15 protein-coding genes and 1 riboswitch are annotated in these 19,405 nt (G+C 62.2%); of the genes, 9 read left to right on the top strand and 6 right to left on the bottom strand.

From position 1 onward, the window contains the following. The first annotated feature begins 77 nt into the window (after positions 1–77). Both crtD and J5J10_RS21770 read left to right on the top strand, forming a co-directional pair. Entirely contained in the window at positions 78–1,670 is a 1,593-nt protein-coding gene (gene crtD / locus J5J10_RS21775; RefSeq protein WP_211931725.1) for a 1-hydroxycarotenoid 3,4-desaturase CrtD, read from the top strand. Continuing rightward, complete coding sequence (locus tag J5J10_RS21770) at positions 1,553–2,512, top strand: carotenoid 1,2-hydratase (RefSeq protein ID WP_349252102.1); 960 nt, start codon at positions 1,553–1,555, stop codon at positions 2,510–2,512. Before crtD ends, J5J10_RS21770 begins: the two co-directional genes overlap by 118 nt. Here J5J10_RS21770 and J5J10_RS21765 read toward each other — a convergent pair. The 6 genes from J5J10_RS21765 to bchI are packed head-to-tail and all read right to left on the bottom strand — an operon-like array spanning position 2,509 to position 9,167. Then, positions 2,509–2,661 (bottom strand): hypothetical protein, encoded by a 153-nt coding sequence (locus J5J10_RS21765; RefSeq protein WP_211931724.1) that lies wholly within the window; start codon positions 2,659–2,661, stop codon positions 2,509–2,511. The two genes, J5J10_RS21770 and J5J10_RS21765, sit on opposite strands and share 4 nt — an antisense overlap. Then, positions 2,654–3,823 carry a phytoene/squalene synthase family protein gene (locus J5J10_RS21760; protein WP_249116983.1) on the bottom strand — a complete coding sequence of 390 codons (1,170 nt, stop codon included), beginning with the start codon at positions 3,821–3,823 and terminating at the stop codon, positions 2,654–2,656. The genes J5J10_RS21765 and J5J10_RS21760 overlap by 8 nt, the downstream gene beginning before the upstream one ends. Next, a complete protein-coding gene (locus J5J10_RS21755) occupies positions 3,823–5,382 on the bottom strand; it encodes a phytoene desaturase (RefSeq protein ID WP_211931723.1) in 1,560 nt (519 codons plus the stop codon). Before J5J10_RS21755 ends, J5J10_RS21760 begins: the two co-directional genes overlap by 1 nt. Continuing rightward, entirely contained in the window at positions 5,379–6,287 is a 909-nt protein-coding gene (gene bchO / locus J5J10_RS21750) for an alpha/beta fold hydrolase BchO (protein WP_211931722.1), read from the bottom strand. Before bchO ends, J5J10_RS21755 begins: the two co-directional genes overlap by 4 nt. Then, positions 6,284–8,140 (bottom strand): VWA domain-containing protein, encoded by a 1,857-nt coding sequence (locus J5J10_RS21745; RefSeq protein ID WP_211931721.1) that lies wholly within the window; start codon positions 8,138–8,140, stop codon positions 6,284–6,286. The genes bchO and J5J10_RS21745 overlap by 4 nt, the downstream gene beginning before the upstream one ends. Next, positions 8,133–9,167 carry a magnesium chelatase ATPase subunit I gene (gene bchI / locus J5J10_RS21740; protein WP_211931720.1) on the bottom strand — a complete coding sequence of 345 codons (1,035 nt, stop codon included), beginning with the start codon at positions 9,165–9,167 and terminating at the stop codon, positions 8,133–8,135. The genes J5J10_RS21745 and bchI overlap by 8 nt, the downstream gene beginning before the upstream one ends. A 274-nt stretch (positions 9,168–9,441) precedes the next feature. Beyond that, a riboswitch (guanidine-I (ykkC/yxkD leader) is annotated at positions 9,442–9,550 on the top strand. 73 nt (positions 9,551–9,623) lie between these two features. On the opposite strand from bchI, the gene J5J10_RS21735 reads away from it, so the two are divergent. The 7 genes from J5J10_RS21735 (at position 9,624) to atzF (ending at position 19,234) form a co-directional block, all read left to right on the top strand. Then, positions 9,624–10,697 (top strand): putative urea ABC transporter substrate-binding protein, encoded by a 1,074-nt coding sequence (locus J5J10_RS21735; RefSeq protein WP_211931719.1) that lies wholly within the window; start codon positions 9,624–9,626, stop codon positions 10,695–10,697. A gap of 65 nt (positions 10,698–10,762) precedes the next feature. Then, on the top strand, positions 10,763–11,581 hold the full coding sequence (locus tag J5J10_RS21730) for an ABC transporter permease subunit (protein ID WP_211931718.1): 819 nt from the start codon (positions 10,763–10,765) through the stop codon (positions 11,579–11,581). Next, positions 11,578–12,366, top strand: coding sequence for an ABC transporter ATP-binding protein (locus J5J10_RS21725; RefSeq protein WP_211931717.1), 789 nt, complete (start codon positions 11,578–11,580; stop codon positions 12,364–12,366). Before J5J10_RS21730 ends, J5J10_RS21725 begins: the two co-directional genes overlap by 4 nt. A gap of 40 nt (positions 12,367–12,406) precedes the next feature. Next, on the top strand, positions 12,407–13,234 hold the full coding sequence (locus J5J10_RS21720) for an urea amidolyase associated protein UAAP1 (protein WP_211931716.1): 828 nt from the start codon (positions 12,407–12,409) through the stop codon (positions 13,232–13,234). A gap of 11 nt (positions 13,235–13,245) precedes the next feature. Then, positions 13,246–13,899, top strand: coding sequence for an urea amidolyase associated protein UAAP2 (locus J5J10_RS21715; protein ID WP_211931715.1), 654 nt, complete (start codon positions 13,246–13,248; stop codon positions 13,897–13,899). Next, entirely contained in the window at positions 13,899–17,435 is a 3,537-nt protein-coding gene (gene uca / locus J5J10_RS21710) for an urea carboxylase (protein WP_211931714.1), read from the top strand. Before J5J10_RS21715 ends, uca begins: the two co-directional genes overlap by 1 nt. Further along, positions 17,435–19,234, top strand: coding sequence for an allophanate hydrolase (gene atzF, locus J5J10_RS21705; protein WP_211931713.1), 1,800 nt, complete (start codon positions 17,435–17,437; stop codon positions 19,232–19,234). The genes uca and atzF overlap by 1 nt, the downstream gene beginning before the upstream one ends. The last annotated feature ends 171 nt before the right edge of the window (positions 19,235–19,405 follow it).

Genomic DNA, 19,405 nt, shown 5'->3' with positions numbered 1-19,405 from the left:
TCAATGAAAGTTGACTATCCTATGTGTAAAGTTAAATTGACACATGAATTTTGAATGTCAATCTGGAAGGACAGTTCGTGCCCGACCATGCAGAGGAGACGGTTGTCATCGTCGGCGCCGGCATCGGCGGACTTTCCGCCGCGCTGGTCCTTGCCTGCGCCGGCCTTCGCGTGGTGGTCGTCGAGACTTCCGATGCACCGGGCGGGAAGTTGCGGCAGGTGAAAATGTCCGGGAGGACATTCGACGCTGGCCCCACCGTTCTGACGATGAAATGGGTTTTTGACGATCTGCTTTCCCGCTGCGACACGTCGCTTGGCGACGAGCTCGACCTTGCGCGTGCTGATGTCGTTGCCCGCCACTACTGGCAGGGAGGGGAGTGCCTCGATCTCTTTTCCGATCGCGCGGAAAGCCGTCGCGCCATCGCAGATTTCGCGGGTATGCGCGAGGCGGAGGGGTTCAGCCGTTTTGCTGACGACAGTGCCCGTATCTATCAGTTGCTGGAGCGAAGCTTTATCGATGCGACACGTCCAAATCCGCTGTCGCTTTCGAGCCGTATCGGCCTTCATCGGCCAGCGTCGCTTTTGGCGCTGAAACCGTTTTCGTCTCTCTGGGCCGCACTGGGAGGCTACTTCAACGACGTTCGCCTTAGGCAATTGTTCGCCCGCTACGCCACCTACTGTGGTTCCTCGCCTGTCCTGTCGCCTGCCACACTCATGCTGGTGGCGCATGTCGAACAGGCGGGGGTCTGGATCGTCAATGGCGGGATGCATGCCTTGGCGCTTTGTCTCATGCGGATCGCGAGCGATCTGGGCGTGGTGTTTCATTTTGGGGAAAGCGTCGCGCGAATAGAGAGGGATGCATCTGGGCGGGCGGTGACTGGCGTTATAACCGATCGCCAACGGCATCTGGCAGCTCATCACGTCATCTATAACGGCGATGTGGCGGCGCTCCCACAGCTGACGGGCGGCATGGGAAAGCCTCGCACTCCGCCCGAGCGCTCGCTTTCGGCGCTGGTGGCTTGCGGCGCGCTCGCGCCGCAAGGCGTGCCGCTCCGCCACCACACCGTTTTCTTCGCAGATGACTACGAGCAGGAATTCAACGCGATCTTCCGGCATCAAAGGCGGCCGGCCGATCCTACGGTATACGTCTGTGCCCAGGACCGATCCGCCGACGGGAGGCATGATCCGCGCGTCGACAACGGTCCGGAGCGTCTCTACTTCCTCATGAACATGCCGGCGGATGGCGATCGCCGACGTTACGACGAAAGAGAGGTTGAACAATGCCTGACGTCGATGGAACGTCGCCTGGCCCGGAACGGGCTACAGATAGATCTCGACCCGGCGAAGCTCTCGACGACGGCGCCGGATCAGTTCAATCGGCTCTATCCCGCAACCGGCGGAGCACTCTACGGCATGGCATCGCACGGGTGGATGGCTTCCTTTCAGCGCCCGACGGCAAATACGCCCCTGAAGGGGCTATATCTGGCGGGCGGCAGCGTGCATCCCGGACCGGGAGTGCCGATGGCTGCCCTTTCGGGCAAGATCGCGGCGGAGTGCCTGCTGGCGGACAGGGTTTCGCACGGCCGGTCCCGCCCGGTGGCTATCACTGGTGGTATGCCGACGCGATCAGCGATTGCGGCCGCTTCGCCTTCACGGTCATCGCCTTCGTAGGCTCGGTGTTTTCGCCTTACTACCACTGGTCCGGCCGCCGCCGCCCGGAGAACCATATCGCTTTCAACATCGCGCTCTATGCGCCCGGACGAAATTTCTGGGCGATGACGGAACGTAGTGTGACGAGCCTGACGCGAAACGCGAAGCGCCTGACAATCGGCGACAGCAGCATGGAGATGGCAGATGGGCGGCTGTCGATCCGCTTCAACGAGACGGCCCTGCCATGGCCGGGGCAGCGGGCTTGGCCAACGCCGATCTCCGGCTCGATCGACATAATGTCCGAAGGCGTATGTGGGGAGGTATTCCCGCTCGACGAGACCGGGCATCATTTCTGGTCGCCGCGCATGGCCAAGGCGTCCGCGTCCATTGCCTGTTCCGCTCTGCCTGGCGGTGGATGGCGGGGCAGGGCTTATCATGACTTGAACTTCGGCGACCGGCCTGTCGAAGAGGATTTCATCGGGTGGGATTGGGCCCGCGGCAGCGGGAGCCACGACGACGACACCGTTATTCTCTATGACGCTCTGCTACGCGGCGGCGGACGGAAGCGGCTTGCGCTTCAAACGGGCGGGCATGAACTGCGCCGGATCGGGATGCCGCACCGCCGCAATCTGCCGAGGGGATTCTGGGGCGTGCGTTGCGGTGTTCCATGCGATGATGACAGGAGTGCCGTGATCACACGTCGACTTGAAGATTCGCCGTTTTACACGCGGTCGATTGTCGAGACGGTGGTGAATGGCAGAACGCTGCACATGGTACATGAGACGCTCGATTGCGTAAGGCTCGGCAATCCGCTGGTCAGGCTGATGCTGCCGTTCCGCATGCCGCGCCGGCCAGGCCGCTAGGCGCCTTCATCCTTGCCGGGGTCTTTTCCTTGAGGTGTCTTGTCCTCGCGATCGTATTTGCGAAGGTCGCGCATCTGCCAGATGTAGAAGGCGATGGCCAGGCCGAAGACGAAAGCCGCTTCGACGAGGCCGAAATGATTCTCAAGCAAGTCGACCCGCCCTTTCCCATCGCTCCAGACGGCGCAATCTGCGATCCTCGCGACTTCGTCTCTGGAGCTCGATCATGATCGAGGTGAACCGTTCCACTCTCGCTGAGGCATTTGGCGATGACCTCTGCCCCCCTTGGGACGGAGCGGCTGCATCGGCGGCCATGGCGACGAGCCGCGCGACGCTCGCATCGATTGTCGACGCGTTCGTGTCCGGAGCGGCAAGCGCTATCGGTCTTGCGGCTCTCATCATCAGAATGAGCTTGCGCGATAGCGTTGTCCGTGCCCGGTACGAGACCGTGTCATAGCCGTTTGCCACGATGGTGCGGCCGATGTCCTGATAGGTCAGGGCGGCAGTCCGGATTGCGTGACGGCAGTCAACGGGCAGGTGTTCGATACCGGCATGGGCAAGGGCATAGTGACGGTCGGCTTCGGCGAGCAATCGCTTTATGACCTCGGCCAGTTGGCGAGAAAAACAGGGTGCGCGCAAGAAGGCATCGGCATGCAGACCCACCTCGTCCAGCCATTCCAGCGGCAGGTAGAGCCGGCCGTTGCGGGCATCCTCGCCAACATCGCGGGCAATGTTGGTGAGTTGCATGGCAAGGCCCAGATCGGCCGCCCTTGCCAATGTCCAACTATCCTTGGCGCCCATGACGAGCGACATCATCAGTCCGACGGTCGCGGCGACGCCAGCCGCATAATCCTTCACCTCTTCGATCGTTCGGTAGTGCCTGTCCTCTACATCCATGGCGAACCCGTCCAGGAGCGCAGCCGGTATGCCCTTCGGGATGCGATGGTCGTGCACGAGGCGGGCAAAGGCCCGATCGCAGGCGTGGTCGGAGGGCCGGCCCTCGTAGATACGGTCGAGCCGCTGTCGTAGCCGCTTCAGCGCATCGGGCCTGCGCCCGGTGTCGTCGATGATGTCGTCCGAGTGACGACAGAAGGCGTAGAGAGCATGCGCGGCCCGCCGGGTCTGGCGCGGCAAGATGAGCGAGGCGATATGGAATGATTTCGACCCGCGCCGGATCGACGCGGTGCACGACTGCAAATCGGTCTCGTCGCCGGTGAAGCCATAATTCAGAATGGCTGATCGACTGCGGAAAGGCCGCGCCAAGGCCTCATCATCGCGCTCGGTCGCCGCCATTCCAAATGCCGTCTCGGTCATCAGCTTATCCTCGAGGGGGCTCGGCCAACGTATGCGGATGGATCCGGCACAAGCGCGGACACGATGCGGGCCGACGAGACAACGCCGGGCAGGCCAGCGCCGGGATGGGTGCCGGCACCGCAGAGATAGAGGTTGTCGAGTTCCTCACTGCGGTTGTGCGGCCTGAACCACGCGCTCTGGAGAAGCTTTGGCTCGAGAGCGAAGGCAGCGCCCTGCCATGACTGCAGCCTGTCACGAAAATCGACGGGCGTGGCTATCCGCGACGTGACGATGTGCTTGCTCAGATTTGGCAGCACCGTGTCTTCCAGACGCTTCTCGATCCGTCTCCGATACACTTCGGCCATCTCGTCCCAGTTGGTCGAACCGCCAAGATTGGGAACGGGGCTCAGCACATAGAATGCATCACATCCATCGGGCGCGACCGTAGGATCGACTGCGCTCGGCCGGTGCAGATAGAGGCTGAAGTCTTCGGCGAGGTGCTGGCGGTGGAATATGTCGTTCAGCAACGGGCGATAGCGCGGCCCGAACAGCATCGTATGGTGATAGACATCATCGTAGCGCCTGTCGGTTCCGAAATACCAGACGAACAGGCCCATGGAGTAATCTCCGCGGCCGATCTTGGCGTCGGTCCAGCGGCGGCGCGGATGCTCCTTGAGCATCTTGGCGTAGAGGGTGGCCGGATCCGCGTTTGAGACCACGATATCCGCCGCCACGGTTTCGCCGGAGGCAAGCCGTACCGCGGTCGCCCTCCGTCCCTCTGTGAGAATCGTCTCCACGCTTTCGCCGAGCCGGATCGTACCTCCGTTTCGCCGTACGAGATTGGCTATGCCGTCGACCAGGGCATTGGTCCCGCCCATGGCATAGTGCACGCCATAGCGGCTCTCCAGATGGGCAATCAGGCAGTAGAAGGAGGTGGCCGAAAACGGATTGCCGCCGATTAGCAATGGATGAAAGGAGAAGATCGTCCTGAGCTTTTCGTTGCGGAAATGCCGGGCGACAACCGAATAGACCGAACGGTATCCGCCGAGCCTCACGAGACCCGCAAGCGTTCGCGCCGTAAAGGCGAGGCTGTGGAAAGGCTGGCCGGCCAATTGTTCGAAGGCGACCTCGTAGATCCTGCGGCTTTCGTCCATGAAGCCACGATAGCCGGCGACATCGCGAGGTTCGAAGCGGGCTACCTCCGCTTCCATCGCGGCCTTGTCGCCCGAATAGTCAAACCAGGTGCCGTCGTCGAACCGGATTCGGTAGAATGGATCGCAGGCCCTGAGTTCGACATCGTCCTGCATCCGACCGCCGCAATCGCGCCAAAGCTCTTCAAACAGCCAGGGTGCTGTAATGATCGTGGGCCCGGCATCAAAGACGAAGCCATCCTGACGGTGGGCGTAGGCGCGTCCGCCGGGTGCGTCGAGCGGATCGATGATCGTGACGCGGTAGCCACGCGCGGCCAGAAGCGCGCCAGACGAAAGACCGCCGACCCCGGCACCTATTACCACCGCGTGCGGCCGCGACGGGTCTTGGTTTATCGAATCCGGTCGTGGAAAGCGTTCTGCGACATTCATGCTGCATCCACCCCCTGGCATCGCCGCGGTTGCATTGCATCTGCGATCCGCTGGCATACGAAGCCTGGATCGCGCTCATGCAGCAGATGACCGCCATGATCCGATAGGGCGAGCCGCGCGTTTCTGGCGACCCTAGCCGCATGCTCCGAATTGCTGATCGGAACCATCGGGTCGTCCCTCGAGGCTATGAACGTCGCCGGTGCGGAGAGGTCTCTCAGCATCCCGTCGAAGCGTGTCAGATCCCATGCGGCCATCATGCCGAGCGCTCCGCGTACATGGCCGGACGATGCCAGAAGACGCCGGTAGAGTGCGGCGCCGAGCGCGTCTATGGGGGAACCCGTGGCCGACAGAAGGTTGCCGCCGAGGGGCGTGCTGCGGGCCAGCAGCGAGAACATCGAGGCGGAGAACGGATTGGCAAACAGTAATTTTGCCATGGGGGAGAAAAGGCGATCTCCCCGGATCGGAAGAAAGGCACCGTTAATCCCGACGACGGTTGGCTGTGCGTCGGCGCGCGTCGTCGTGGCCAGCGACACGGCGATTGCAGCGCCTGCGGAATGGCCGATGACGGCAGCAGGAATGAAGGCGAGGGTGGAGAGCAGACCGGCGAGTGAGCGCGTCATGCCCGGTAGGGAAAGATCCACGGTCGCGTGAGGACGGGTAAAGCCATGGCATGGGAGATCCACGGCAACGACATGATAGCGCTCGGCAAGCCTTGGCAATACATGCCGCCACGAGTGGGTCGATGCGCCGGTGCCATGCAGGAAGAGAAGACCGGGACTGTCCGTCGGTCCCATCACCTGAATATGCCAATTAAAACCGGTGGCCTCGACGAACCGGCTGGCCGAGTGGTTCGGCCAGTCCCGTCCGTCCCGCTCCCAGTCCAGCCATGTCTCACCGATCGTCATGTCCGTGCCGCCTCCATCGAGGCATTCACGAGGCCGGACATCCGGGCCGAATCCGCCTGGCGTAGAATATGCAATTCGGCACCGAGCTGTCCCGCCAGAAGCGTGACGCTTTCGCGCGGCCGTCGTGCGATGTCGATACAGATCGATGTTATTCCCTCCGTCCTGCAAAGACCTGCGAGGTGCCCGGTCTGCCGCGAAGCGAGCAATCTGTCGGGCGTGCCGTCAAGCGCGACGTTGCCGCTGCCGTCGGTCATGACGACCAGTACGGGCGTATTGCCCCGCCGGCGTTCCGCCAGAGCAAGCCCCAACCCCTTTTCGAGACCTGAGGCGAGGGGTGTCGGACCGCCGCCCGGCAGGGCCGCGAGTTTGCGCTTTGCGGCGACCAGCGAGCGTGTCGGTGGCATGACGATGTCGGCGCTTGTTCCACGAAAGGCGATCAGCGCCACCTCGTCGCGTCGAATGTAGCATCTGGCGAGCAGCTGTTCGATCGCCCCCTTTGTTTCGCCAAGCCGCTCAAGGGCCGTCGAGCCCGAGGCGTCGACGACGAAGATCGCTGTCGAGGGGTTATGGTGTTGCCGCCGCCGGTAGCGAAAATCCTCCTTGCGGATCATCAATCTCCTGGGCAGCCCTGCGTCTTTCAGCTCGGCCCCGTCCTCATGTCTTGATCCTTGGTTCAGAAGATGAGCCCGGATCACCTGCCAAGGCGCGGCTGCCCTCAGCGTGCCGACGATATCAGGTCTTGCGTCCGGATAGGGCTGGTTGCGGCTTTCCCCGTAAGGTCGGCCGCGCCGCGCATTCTTCGATCGGCTTCCGGCCTTGCCGGCGCGATTGCCATTTCGGGTCGGGCGCGCGACACTGGCAAGAGACAAGCCCTCGATCGTTCCGCGTTCCACCGCCGCCAACACTTCCGTCAGGCTATCGAGTGCGGCCGCCGGAGGTTCGCGCTCGGCCTCATGAGGTGCTGTCGAATCAACACTGCCTGCCGCCTGACCTGGCGTGCGCTCGCTGCCTGGGGGTTCGATCTCGCTGCGTCCTTCGCTCTCAACCAGTCGGATACCGAGGCAAAGCCTCAATGCAACCAGTCCATCGTTGGCATTGACCTCGTTGCGCCCGGCTTTCGCGGCGAGGATGCGGCTGGTCTTCAGCAGGTGCAGGAGCGTTCGTAACGAGGCGTGGCCGGCGGAGGCGGCGATCACCGAAAGTTGTCCGGCCAGATCATCGCTGGTTGTCACGGCGCGCCAATCGCAAGCCCGCGAGATGCCTTCCGTCAATGGCGTGTCCGAGACTGTCTGCCAGGTGATGCCGTCGAGGTTCACATGCAGGCCCAGGCGATCCGTAAGTGCAGAGGGTGGCCGCTCTTCCGGTTCCGCCGCTTCATCGAGCGCGACTATCGCGAACGATGCGCGGACGGGGGCATCATTGTCGCGCGTCACGCGCAGATTCGGGCAAAATCCGGTGTCCATTGCTTCGGCAATGATCGCGGCGGTGGCTGCCTCGAGGCGTTCCGCCATCGGAACGATGATAACGCCGTTATTCGCTGCGGCCAGGATGCCGCGATCCCAGACCAGTCTGCCCTGCCTCATCGTTGCAGCAAGATCGAGGTGGCCGCACAGCATGCTTGCGGAAGCGCCAACGGGAAGGCGCAGGAACGGGATGCTATCCCGCATGAGCGATCGCAGGTGATCGAGAAAGCGATCGCGGACACCGCCGGCGCGCGCCGTCAGCCATAGGCCGCCAAGATCGTGACCGCCGACCGCAAAAATCTCGGCCGCCAGAATGGCATCGCGCCATCGGTCTTCGCTATGCCGAAGCATGGCTTCATGAAGACCGTCCTCGGCGCCGACGTCACGCATGAGCGTATCCGCTTTCGAGGGAGGCCAGCGCCCGCTCAATTCTCGGCGTGCTTCCTGCGTCGTCCAATGGATCGCGGCGCAATCGGTGGCAGAGAACCATCGGTGCGATCGCCTCGACATCCGCCCAGGTGATCGCCGAGCGGCCGTCCAGCGCTGCGGCAGCGCGACCGGCGCGCATCAAGGTCAGTTCACCGCGCATTCCATCGATGCCGAGCCGCATGCACAGCTGCGACATCCGCGACAGGACAGCTTCAGGGATTTCTACCTGCCGAAGCATCTTTCTGGCCGCGACCACGCGATTGCGGATTGCGGCTTCGCGTTTCCCCCATTCCGCGGCAAAGGCGGCGGGGTCTGTTTCATAGGCATCGCGGCGTCGGATGACTTCGATGCGCATCGAAAGGTCGTTGATGGTTCGGACATCGACGGCGAGGCCGAAGCGATCCAGCAGTTGTGGCCTGAGGTCACCCTCTTCAGGATTGCCGCTCCCGACGAGAACGAAACGCGCGGAATGGCGAACGCTCAGTCCCTCACGCTCGACGACATTGACACCCGACGCTGCCGCATCGAGCAGGAGGTCCACGAGGTGATCCTCGAGAAGATTGATCTCGTCGATATAGAGAAAGCCGCGATTGGCAGCGGCGAGCAGACCGGGCTCAAAGGCCTTTTCCCCGGCAACGAGGGCCTTCTCTATGTCCAGCGAACCACACACCCTGTCCTCGGTCGCACCGAGCGGCAGGTCGACCATCGGTGTGCGGATCTTGATGGTGGGCGGCTTGTGTTTTCCTTCGCCCCGGCAATGGCGACAGGCTTCCTGTGGCTCTCCCGGCAGGCAGTTGTAGCGGCAGCCCTGGCGCGTTTCGATTTTTGGAAGAAGCTCTGCCAGCGCGCGTACGGCCGTCGACTTGCCCGTGCCGCGGTCGCCAAAAATCAGCACGCCGCCAAGCATCGGCTCAACTGCCGCCATCAACAGAGCCTTCTTCATATCCTCCTGGCCAACGATGGCCGCAAATGGAAACGGCAGTGTCATGAAACCGTCCTCTCTTGGAGTGTCAATTTATATTGACACTTATCGGGCCGCGTTTGAAGGGGTTTATTGACACTTTGTGTGGAGCTGCTGCGATTAGGTCGCCCGACATGCCTGGAGCGCCCGGCGGGATAAAGACACCATGGCCATGATCGGGCTGTGCCCGTTGACGTGCAAACCTGCTGCAAAACTGTGCAGCTCTGGGCTGCCGGCACCGCAAAACACTACAGTTCACTGCCTTCCTCAGTTTGGCATGAGGCTTGCTTCCTAGTTAGGCAGAGTTAGCCGCTAGGGTTCCGGCGCCGTCAGGCGTGGCTGGTCCGAGAGCGGCTACCGGCCGGGGAGATATCCGGCCGGGTGCACGGCGGGACAAAAGCCCGGGAGACCTCGTAAGCCAAGGGATTGGCACGATGGTCCATGCCGATCCCTTTTTGAGAAGAGCAAAAAGGGGAATTTCATATGCAGACTTTCAAGCGTTTTCTGTCGATCGGTGTTCTATCGGCCGGGATAGCCCTGGGGATGTCGACTGTTGTCCAGGCGGAGGCCAAGAAGGATTTCAAGGTCGCCTGGTCGATCTATGTGGGTTGGATGCCATGGGGCTATGCAGCCGAGCATGGCATCGTCAAGAAGTGGGCCGACAAATACGGCATCACGATCGAGGTCACCCAGTTCAACGACTATGTGGAGTCGATGAATCAGTACACGGCGGGGGCCTTCGACGCGGTGACCCTCACCAACATGGACGGGCTTTCGATCCCGGCAGCCGGTGGTGTCGATACCACCGCGGTGATTGTCGGCGATTTCTCGAACGGCAACGATGCCCTGATCCTTAAAGACAAGGACAAGCTTGAGGACGTCAAGGGTCAGACCGTCAATCTGGTCGAGTTCTCGGTGTCCCACTATCTGCTCGCGCGGGCTCTCGAGAGCATCGGCTCGAGCGAGCGGGACGTCACTGTTGTCAATACGTCGGATGCGGACATGGTGGCTGCCTACGAGACAAGTGACGTCACCGCCGTCGTCACCTGGAATCCGCTAGTCTCGACAATTCTTGAGAACCCGACGGCCAAAAAAGTGTTCGACAGCTCGCAGATACCGGGCGAGATCATCGACCTTATGGTCGCGAACAGCGACGTGCTGAAGGACAATCCGGACTTCGGAAAGGCCCTGGCCGGCATCTGGTACGACACAATGGCCGTCATGACCGCCGACAGTGCCGAAGGAAAGGCCGCGCGGGAAGAGATGGGCAAGGCTTCGGGCACTGATCTCGCGGGCTTCGAGGCGCAGATGGCGGCGACCAAACTTTTCGACAAGCCGGCGGATGCCGTTGCCTTCACCGGTTCGCAGGATCTTCCGAAAACAATGGATCTGGTCCGGTCCTTCCTGTTCGAGAAGGGACTGCTGGGCAGCGGAGCCCCTTCCGCTGACGTCATCGGGATCGAGATGCCGGACGGTTCTGTTCTCGGCGACAAGGCCAACGTGAAGTTCCGCTTTACGACGACCTACATGGACGCGGCGGCCAAGGGCACGCTCTGATCTTCCCGGACGCCGGACATTAAAAGCTTCCGGCGTCCCCACCCCCTCACTGACCGGAGCCGCATATGCGCTGGATCAATGCACGACCGAGCAATGGCGCCCGGCTGGCGCTGATCGTCACGCCGTTTGTGCTGACGCTGATCGCCTATGCAATGGGATCGGCCGCGCGCCTGGCGGAGAACCCAGCCGACAAGCTTCTCCCAAGTCTCGACGGTTTCCTCGACGCCATCGATAGAATGGCCTTCACCGCCGATATCAGGACCGGCGACTATCTCCTGTGGGTCGATACGGCAGCGAGCCTGATGCGGCTGTTCTCCGGTCTTGGCATCGCCACCGTGATCGCGCTTCTGCTCGGTATGCTCATCGGGATGCTCCCGTATCTCCGGTCGCTTCTGGCACCCTATGTTGCCGCCGTTTCCATGGTGCCGCCGCTCGCGCTGCTGCCGATCCTTTTCATTATTGCCGGTCTCGGGGAAGCGTCGAAGATCGCCCTGATCGTCATCGGCGTCACACCCATCATGGTGCGCGATCTCGCAATGACGGCCACGGGCCTGCCACGAGAACTGATCATCAAGGCCGAGACACTCGGTGGCTCGTCCTGGCAGATCGCCTTGCGCGTCGTCCTGCCCCAGATCCTGCCGAGGCTCATCACCGCGCTACGGCTACAACTCGGGCCGGCCTGGTTGTTCCTCATCGCGGCGGAGGCGATCTCCTCGGACAGCGGCCTCGGCTACCGCATCTTCCTCGTCCGTCGCTACCTCTCGATGGATGTCATCTTCCCGTATGTGCTCTGGATCACGCTTCTCGCCGTGCTCACGGACTGGCTGCTCGACCGGCTGCGCGTTTCCCTCTTCCCGTGGTCCGAGCTGGAGGCGCAGAAATGAGCGCACTGGCGGTGAAACGGGTCTGGAAGGAATATGGCGATCAGATCGTTCTGGAGGACGTATCGATCGACATCGAATCCCGTGCGTTCGTTGCGCTGGTGGGACCATCGGGCTGCGGAAAGACGACGTTCCTGCGCATGCTGTTGGGACAGGAACGTCCCACGCGCGGTGAGATCACGATCGACGGCCAACCCCTTCCGCAGGAGCCGGGGCCTGATCGGGGCGTCGTCTTCCAGCGCTATTCCGTCTTTCCGCACCTGACGGTGCTCGGAAACGTGGTGCTCGGCAGGGAGATGCTCTCGGCACCCCTGACCGGGAGGCTGTTTGGCGCTGCGAGAAGGACAGCCATAGATGAAGGGCGGGAAATGATCGCTGCCGTTGGCTTGTCCGGGTCGGAAAGCAAGTATCCCGTCCAGCTTTCCGGCGGCATGCAACAACGCCTCGCTCTTGCCCAGGCGCTCATCATGAAGCCGAAGGTCCTGCTGCTCGACGAGCCGTTCGGTGCGCTTGACCCCGGCATTCGAGCGGAAATTCACACGCTGATGCGTTCCCTCTGGTATGCCAATCCGATGACCGTTGTCATGGTGACCCACGACATGCGCGAGGCGTTCACCCTCGCCACCCGGGTTGTCGCCTTCGAGCGCCCGCGCGACCGTCCGGAGGAAAAGCTCCGGTATGGGGCCACCATCACCCGCGACATCGCCATCTGGCCACCCCGCACGGCTGGCCAGGCATCCCTCATCAGACCTGACCGGGACGGCCCGGTTTCCCACAAGGGTCAGTAGCCGGGACGACCCGGGCAAGACGTCCACTGGAGATACAGAAATGCATATTCGCCGCTCAGCCGAGGAAATCGCCGCCAACCGCGCGCGATATGAGGAGCATCAGAAAAAGGGCCTGGAATTTGCGCCCAAGTCACTACCGGGCAAAAGCGCACGGCCTGCGCCTGCCGTTGCCGATGACAAGATCGTGCATCAGGAGAGGATACCCGGCGGCTGGTACTGGTGGACCCGGGTGAAGGCCAACGAAGTGCTGCGGGTCTCGCTGGACGAAGGCTTTTCAACCGTTTCGCTGGTTGCGTGGAATGCGGTCGACCCGAGCGAACGGATGAACCTCCCGGATACGGTCAAGGTGCAGTGGACCACGGGTCTCGGAAAGGGACGCGTGATCTTCTCCGACATGGGGAAGGTCATGTTCTCGATCGTCGAGGACAGCTCGGGCGCCCATGACTGCCTGATGGGCGGCTCCACCTCCGCGTCGAACGCGAGGAAATATGCCGGAGCCAATGGCGCGACACTGCGCAATACACGGGAGAATTTCGTCTTGGTGGCCACCAAGGCGGGGCTCGACAAACGCGACATTCCGGCGGCACTCGCGCTCTTCGCGCCGGTCCGCGTTGATGCGGATGGCAAGTTCGAGTGGAAGGCCGATCTGGTCGGCGATGGGGACTACGTCGATCTGCGTGCCGAGATGGACATGATCGTGGGCTTCTCCAGTTGCCCACATCCTCTCGATCCGAATCCGGTCTACGCTCCGAATCCGATCACGATCACCCGAATTGCCGCTTCGGAGCCGGCAGCGGACGACCTGTGCCGAACCGCGACCGCCGAGGCCGTCCGCGGCTTCGAAAACAACGCATTCGCGGCACTGTAAGGGAGTCAATCATGACCACATTCGTTCAGACTTCTCCCGCGCGCACGCTGCAGAACACCATCCAGGATCATTACATCGCGGCCGAAGCGCCGTTTTCGACTTTCGTGAAGAAGGGACAGGTGATCCGCATCGAGGACACCTATGGCCAGCAGGCCGTCGACACGCTGTTCTACAACGCCCACGACTTCTCCGAACGCTATTCCAGCCAGGATACGATGCGCGAGCAGGGGGCGGCCTACATCTCCACCGGTACAAAGGTGATCTCCAACGAAGGTCGGGTGATGCTGACGATGACGGCTGACAGTTGCGGCCGCCACGACACCTCCGCCGGCGCCTGCTCGTGCGAGAGCAACACGGTGCGTTTCGGCCACTACACCAAATACCTGCATGCCTGCCGCGACAACTTTGTCATCGAAGTCTCCAAGCACGGCATGAGCAAGCGCGACGTGGTGCCGAACATCAACTTCTTCATGAACGTGCCGATCGAACCATCAGGCGAAATGACGATCGTCGATGGCATTTCCGCGCCTGGCGACTATGTGGAGCTGAAGGCGGAAATGGACGTGCTTCTGGTCATTTCCAACTGCCCACAGATCAACAACCCCTGCAACGGCTTCGATCCGACGCCGATCCGCGTTCTCGTCTGGGATGACGAGGCGATGTGATGTTCAGGAAAGTCCTGATTGCCAATCGCGGCGAAATCGCCGTGCGCGTCATCAAGACGCTGAAGAAAATGGGGATCGCGAGCGTCGCGGTCTATTCCGATGCCGACCGGTTCACAAAAGCCCCGATGATGGCGGACGAGGCAGTTCGCCTCGGCCCCGCAGCGGCTTCGGAGAGTTATCTGAACGTCGATGCCGTCATTGCTGCCTGCAAGGAGACCGGGGCTGAGGCCGTACATCCGGGCTATGGCTTTCTGTCGGAAAACATCGGATTTGCCGAACGCTTGAGACAGGAGGGCATCGTCTTCATTGGGCCGACGCCGGAAAACATTTCAGTCTTCGGCCTCAAGCATACGGCGCGCGAACTTGCTGAAGCAAGCGGCGTACCGCTGTTGCCCGGCTCCGGGCTTCTGGACACGGTGGACGCAGCGCTCACGGAGGCCGAGCGGATCGGCTATCCGGTCATGTTGAAATCCACGGCCGGTGGCGGCGGTATCGGAATGCAGCTTTGCGAGACGCCCGAGGCGCTTTCCGCCGCGTTCGACAGCGTCCAGCGCACAGCAAAGGCAAGTTTCGGTGATGCAAGGGTCTACCTGGAACGTTTCGTTGCAAAAGCCCGGCATGTCGAGGTGCAGATCTTCGGCGACGGCAGGGGACGGGTGATTGCGCTCGGCGAACGCGATTGTTCTTTGCAGCGCCGCAATCAAAAGGTCATCGAGGAGACGCCTGCACCGGGCTTGCCTGATACGGTTCGCCAGCGCCTGCATTCCGCAGCCGTCGCGCTCGGTAGCCAGGTTCGTTACGCCTCGGCCGGGACGGTCGAGTTTATCTATGATCCGGCGCGAGAGGAATTCTACTTCCTCGAAGTCAATACGCGGCTACAGGTCGAGCATCCGGTCACGGAAGCGGTGTTCGGCGTGGATCTCGTCGAATGGATGATCCGCCAGGCGGCTGGCGAGGACGTTCTGACGGGTAGCGAGAACCTTGCACCCAAGGGTGCCGCTATCGAGGCGCGCGTTTATGCGGAGATGCCGCATGCCGGTTTCCGTCCGAGCGCTGGCCTTCTGACCGAAGTCATCTTCCCGGAGAATGTCCGCATAGACGGTTGGATCGAAACGGGCACCGAGGTGACGCCGTTTTACGATCCGATGCTGGCGAAGGTCATCGTCTCAGGCGAGGATCGCCCCGCAGCCATCGCAGCCCTCTCGTCCGCCCTGGCGGGAACGTCGATCTGCGGTATCGAAACCAATCTCGGATACCTGAAGACGATTGCTGACTCCGATCTTCTCTCCAGCGGCGACGTGGCGACGACGGCGCTCAAGGATTTCGAGTTCGTTCCTGACATTGTCGAAGTCATAGCCCCCGGCGCCCTGTCCAGCGTGCAGGAACTGCCGGGCCGTCTCGGCCTTTGGCACGTCGGCGTGCCGCCGTCGGGTCCCATGGACGACCGTTCGTTTCGTCATGCGAACCGGCTGGTTGGTAACCACGACAACACGGCCGCGCTCGAACTCACGGTCAATGGCCCTGTCCTGAAGTTTTTCTCCGACAGTACCGTGGCGCTTGCCGGGGCCGAGATGCCGATCAAGCTCGACGGCGTTCCCGTTCCGCATGGCGCGGCTGTCAGGATATCTGCCGGACAGACGCTTTTCATCGGTGCCATCAACGGCCCTGGACAGCGCGCCTATCTGGCCGTCGCGGGTGGCTTCGATGCACCGATTGTCCTTGGGTCGCGCGCGACTTTCGGACTCGGGCAGTTCGGCGGCAATGCCACAGGGACCTTGCGGGCGGGGCATGTGCTTCGGCTTGCGCGAGCGACCCAGGCGGATGTGAAGCCGGCCGACGAACCGGCGTCACTTGCTCGCGAATGGTCGGTGGGGGTTGTCTATGGCCCCCATGGCGCTCCGGATTTCTTTGTCGATGACGATATCGAAACCCTATTCTCCACCGACTACGAAGTACACTTCAACTCGGCTCGCACCGGTGTGAGGCTGATCGGTCCAGCGCCGAAATGGGCGCGGCGGGATGGCGGGGAGGCGGGACTGCACCCCTCCAACCTCCACGACAATGCCTATGCGATCGGCGCGATCGATTTCACCGGCGACATGCCCATCATTCTCGGTCCTGACGGCCCCAGCCTCGGCGGGTTCGTGTGTCCCGCCGTGATCGCCCGGGACGAGCAATGGAAGATGGGGCAGTTCAAGCCGGGCGACAAAATCCGGTTCCATCCGGTCATACGGGTCGACGATCCGCTGGCCGGACCCGTGGTCGCGAGGCTTCCCGAGGACGTCGGTTCCGCGGTGGTCGGATCGAGTGACGATGGTCCCGTTCCGGTCGTCTACCGTCGGCAAGGCGATGACAACCTGCTGGTCGAATATGGTCCGATGCAGCTCGACATCGGCATCCGCATGCGGGTTCACCTGCTGATGCAGGCGGTTCATGCCGCCAAGCTGCCGGGTCTGATCGACCTGACACCCGGTATCCGCTCGCTGCAGATCCACTATGACGGTGCCGTGCTTTCGCGGACAAGACTGATCGCGCTGCTCACCGATCTCGAATGCAACCTGCCGGATGTCGCGGATGTCAGGGTGCCGAGCCGCACCGTGTGGCTGCCGCTGTCCTGGAACGATCCGCAGGCCGAGCTGGCCATGAGGAAGTATCAGGAGCTGGTACGACCCAATGCCCCTTGGTGCCCCTCCAATATCGAGTTCATCCGCCGCATCAATGGCCTCGCCGACGAGCAGGCCGTCAAGGATACGATCTTTGATGCCTCCTACCTCGTGATGGGCTTGGGAGACGTCTATCTCGGCGCGCCAGTTGCGACACCCATCGATCCCAGACATCGTCTGGTGACGACCAAGTACAATCCGGCGCGGACATGGACACCCGAGAATGCCGTCGGCATCGGCGGGGCCTACATGTGCATCTACGGAATGGAAGGGCCGGGGGGATACCAGCTCTTCGGGCGGACGATCCAGATGTGGAACACATGGCGGCAGACCCCGGTTTTCGGACCGGGCAAACCTTGGCTGCTCGACTTCTTTGACCAGATCCGCTTCTTTCCCGTCTCGCATGAGGAATTGACAGAGGCGCGCGCCGCGTTTCCGCACGGAGGTTACCCTGTCCGCATCGAGGATGGCACATTCTCCTACGCGGACTACCAGGCGGAAATCACCCACAATGCCGCCGGTATCGCGGCCTTCAAACAGAGGCAGCAGACATCTTTCGAGGCCGAGCGGCGGCGATGGAAGGAGCAGGGGCTCGACAGTTTTCAGGTCGACGACGGTTCCGGAGCGGGGCTCGCCAGCGATGTTCCGGAGGGTTGCTTCGGGGTCGAAAGCGCCGTTCCCGGAAATGTCTGGAAACTGTTGGTCGAGGAAGGCCAGACCGTGCAGGCTGGCGAAACGCTTGCCATAATCGAGTCCATGAAGATGGAAATTGCCGTAACCACCCATGCATCCGGACGTGTCCGGAACCTGAGGGCGGGACCGGGCAGGACTGTAAAGGCCGGCGATGTCCTGGTCATATTGGAGGATATTTGATGCTACCAGCCATACTCGATCTCACCGCTGTCAAAGCGGCATACGCCGCGGGCCTGACGCCCCTGCTGATGGCCGAGGAGATCATAGCCAGGCGCAATGCCTCCGACGATCCGGCGGTCTTCATCACCGCGACGCCTGACGACGATCTGCGTGCTGCTGCAAGGGCTCTGATGGAACTGGCTCCTGAGCCGAACAGTCTTCCCCTCTGGGGAGTCCCGTTCGCGGTCAAGGACAACATCGACGTTGCGGGTCTGCCGACAACAGCGGCTTGCCCCTCATTTGCCTATACCCCGGAGAGGGACGCAACCGTCGTTGCCCGTTTGAAGGCGGCAGGTGCCATCGTCATCGGCAAGACCAATCTCGACCAGTTCGCCACCGGTCTCAACGGTACCCGGTCCCCGTATGGCGCACCGCGCTCCGTATTCAACAAGGACTACGTTTCGGGCGGGTCTTCCTCCGGATCCGCAGTCACCGTCGCGTCGGGCATGGCGAGCTTCGCGCTCGGCACCGACACCGCCGGCTCCGGTCGTGTGCCGGCTGCCTTCAACAACCTCGTCGGCATCAAGCCCACGCCGGGTCTCGTCCCCAATGTCGGCGTCGTTCCTGCCTGCCGCAGCGTCGACGTGGTCACGGTGTTCGCCGCCACTGTCGGCGATGGCGTGGCAATCCGCAAGGTGATGGATGGGGTCGACGCCGGCGACCCCTATTCACGCCCGGCTGTGCCCGCAAGCCTGCCTGCTTCGGGGCTGCGCATCGGCGTTCTCGACGAGGCCGAGCGTGAATTTTTCGGCAATACGGATTACGAGGCGATCTATGACGCGGCGATCGAGCGGGCAAGATCGCTGGGTGCCACCATCGTTCCGTTCGACTATGCGCCATTCCGTCAGGCCGCGGAACTTCTCTATAACGGCCCCTGGGTTGCCGAACGCCTTGCCGCGGTGAAGGATTTCATCGCAACCAACGCGGACGACTTCGATCCGACCGTTCGCACCATCATCGAGGGCGCGCGGGGCTATGACGCCGTCGCAGCCTTCGAGGGCCAGTACAGGCTCGGCCATCTGCGTCAGAAGACGCTCGGAGAATGGGCCAAAGTCGACCTGCTGATGCTGCCAACATCGCCGACGACCTACACCGTCGAAGCGATGATGGCCGATCCGATCGTCAAGAACAGTCATTTCGGCCGTTACACCAACTTCGCCAACCTCTTCGGCTACGCGGCGATCGCCATCCCCGGAGGTTTTGGTAGCAACGGCCTTCCTGCCGGCGTGACGCTCTTCGGCCCTTCCTTCTCCGATGACGCCCTGGCGCCTTTCGCCGATGCGATGCATCGCGCGGTCGCCTGTGGCATGGGCAAGGACCTTGCGGCGGTGCTTCCTGAAAGTGCCAAGGTGTCCGAGGCCGAGGACGGGCTTGTCACGATCATGGTGGTCGGCGCGCATCTCACAGGCATGCCGCTCAATCACGAGCTTACCGGTCCCGGAGGCAAGCTGGTGAAGTCCTGCCGCACAGCGGGCGACTACCGTCTCTTCGTGCTGCCCAATACCACGCCGCCAAAGCCGGGACTGATCCGCGAACCAGGGTTTGCCGGCAAGGGGCTGGAGGTCGAAGTGTGGAAGGTGCCGGCGGATGTCTTCGGCCGCTTCGTGCAGAACATTCCGGCTCCGCTCGGCATCGGCAAGGTGACCCTCGATGACGGCAGCCAGGTTTCCGGTTTTCTCTGTGAGCCCTACGCTATCCAGGGGGCGCAGGAAGTCACCGAACTCGGCGGTTGGCGCGCCTACATCGCCTCGCGCAAGTAGATGGTCGGGGCGGAGAGACTTCTCTCCGCCCCTTCCATGGTTGACGCTCAAACGCCTTAGCGCTTGCCACCTGTGCTCTTCGTCACATGCACGGGCGATCCAGACGGATTATCTTGCGTAGAAATGATAATTAACTGCGCAACCAGCTTTGGCTTCTCCCGTTCAGCGGAG

Origin of the sequence: Ciceribacter sp. L1K23 (genome assembly GCF_018122705.1) — a bacterium.
In the GTDB taxonomy this organism is placed as follows: Bacteria; Pseudomonadota; Alphaproteobacteria; order Rhizobiales; family Rhizobiaceae; genus Allorhizobium.
This window is presented reverse-complemented; position numbering and strand designations above follow the sequence as displayed.

What these genes read in the sequence shown, in the direction of transcription:
- J5J10_RS21760 (WP_249116983.1), bottom strand. Translation starts at nt 3,823, where the DNA reads ATGACCGAGACGGCATTTGGAATGGCGGCGACCGAGCGCGATGATGAG.
- J5J10_RS21755 (WP_211931723.1), bottom strand. Translation starts at nt 5,382, where the DNA reads ATGAATGTCGCAGAACGCTTTCCACGACCGGATTCGATAAACCAAGAC.
- bchO (WP_211931722.1), bottom strand. Translation starts at nt 6,287, where the DNA reads ATGACGATCGGTGAGACATGGCTGGACTGGGAGCGGGACGGACGGGAC.
- J5J10_RS21745 (WP_211931721.1), bottom strand. Translation starts at nt 8,140, where the DNA reads ATGCGTGACGTCGGCGCCGAGGACGGTCTTCATGAAGCCATGCTTCGG.
- bchI (WP_211931720.1), bottom strand. Translation starts at nt 9,167, where the DNA reads ATGACACTGCCGTTTCCATTTGCGGCCATCGTTGGCCAGGAGGATATG.
- J5J10_RS21735 (WP_211931719.1), top strand. Translation starts at nt 9,624, where the DNA reads ATGCAGACTTTCAAGCGTTTTCTGTCGATCGGTGTTCTATCGGCCGGG.
- J5J10_RS21730 (WP_211931718.1), top strand. Translation starts at nt 10,763, where the DNA reads ATGCGCTGGATCAATGCACGACCGAGCAATGGCGCCCGGCTGGCGCTG.
- J5J10_RS21725 (WP_211931717.1), top strand. Translation starts at nt 11,578, where the DNA reads ATGAGCGCACTGGCGGTGAAACGGGTCTGGAAGGAATATGGCGATCAG.
- J5J10_RS21720 (WP_211931716.1), top strand. Translation starts at nt 12,407, where the DNA reads ATGCATATTCGCCGCTCAGCCGAGGAAATCGCCGCCAACCGCGCGCGA.
- J5J10_RS21715 (WP_211931715.1), top strand. Translation starts at nt 13,246, where the DNA reads ATGACCACATTCGTTCAGACTTCTCCCGCGCGCACGCTGCAGAACACC.
- uca (WP_211931714.1), top strand. Translation starts at nt 13,899, where the DNA reads ATGTTCAGGAAAGTCCTGATTGCCAATCGCGGCGAAATCGCCGTGCGC.
- atzF (WP_211931713.1), top strand. Translation starts at nt 17,435, where the DNA reads ATGCTACCAGCCATACTCGATCTCACCGCTGTCAAAGCGGCATACGCC.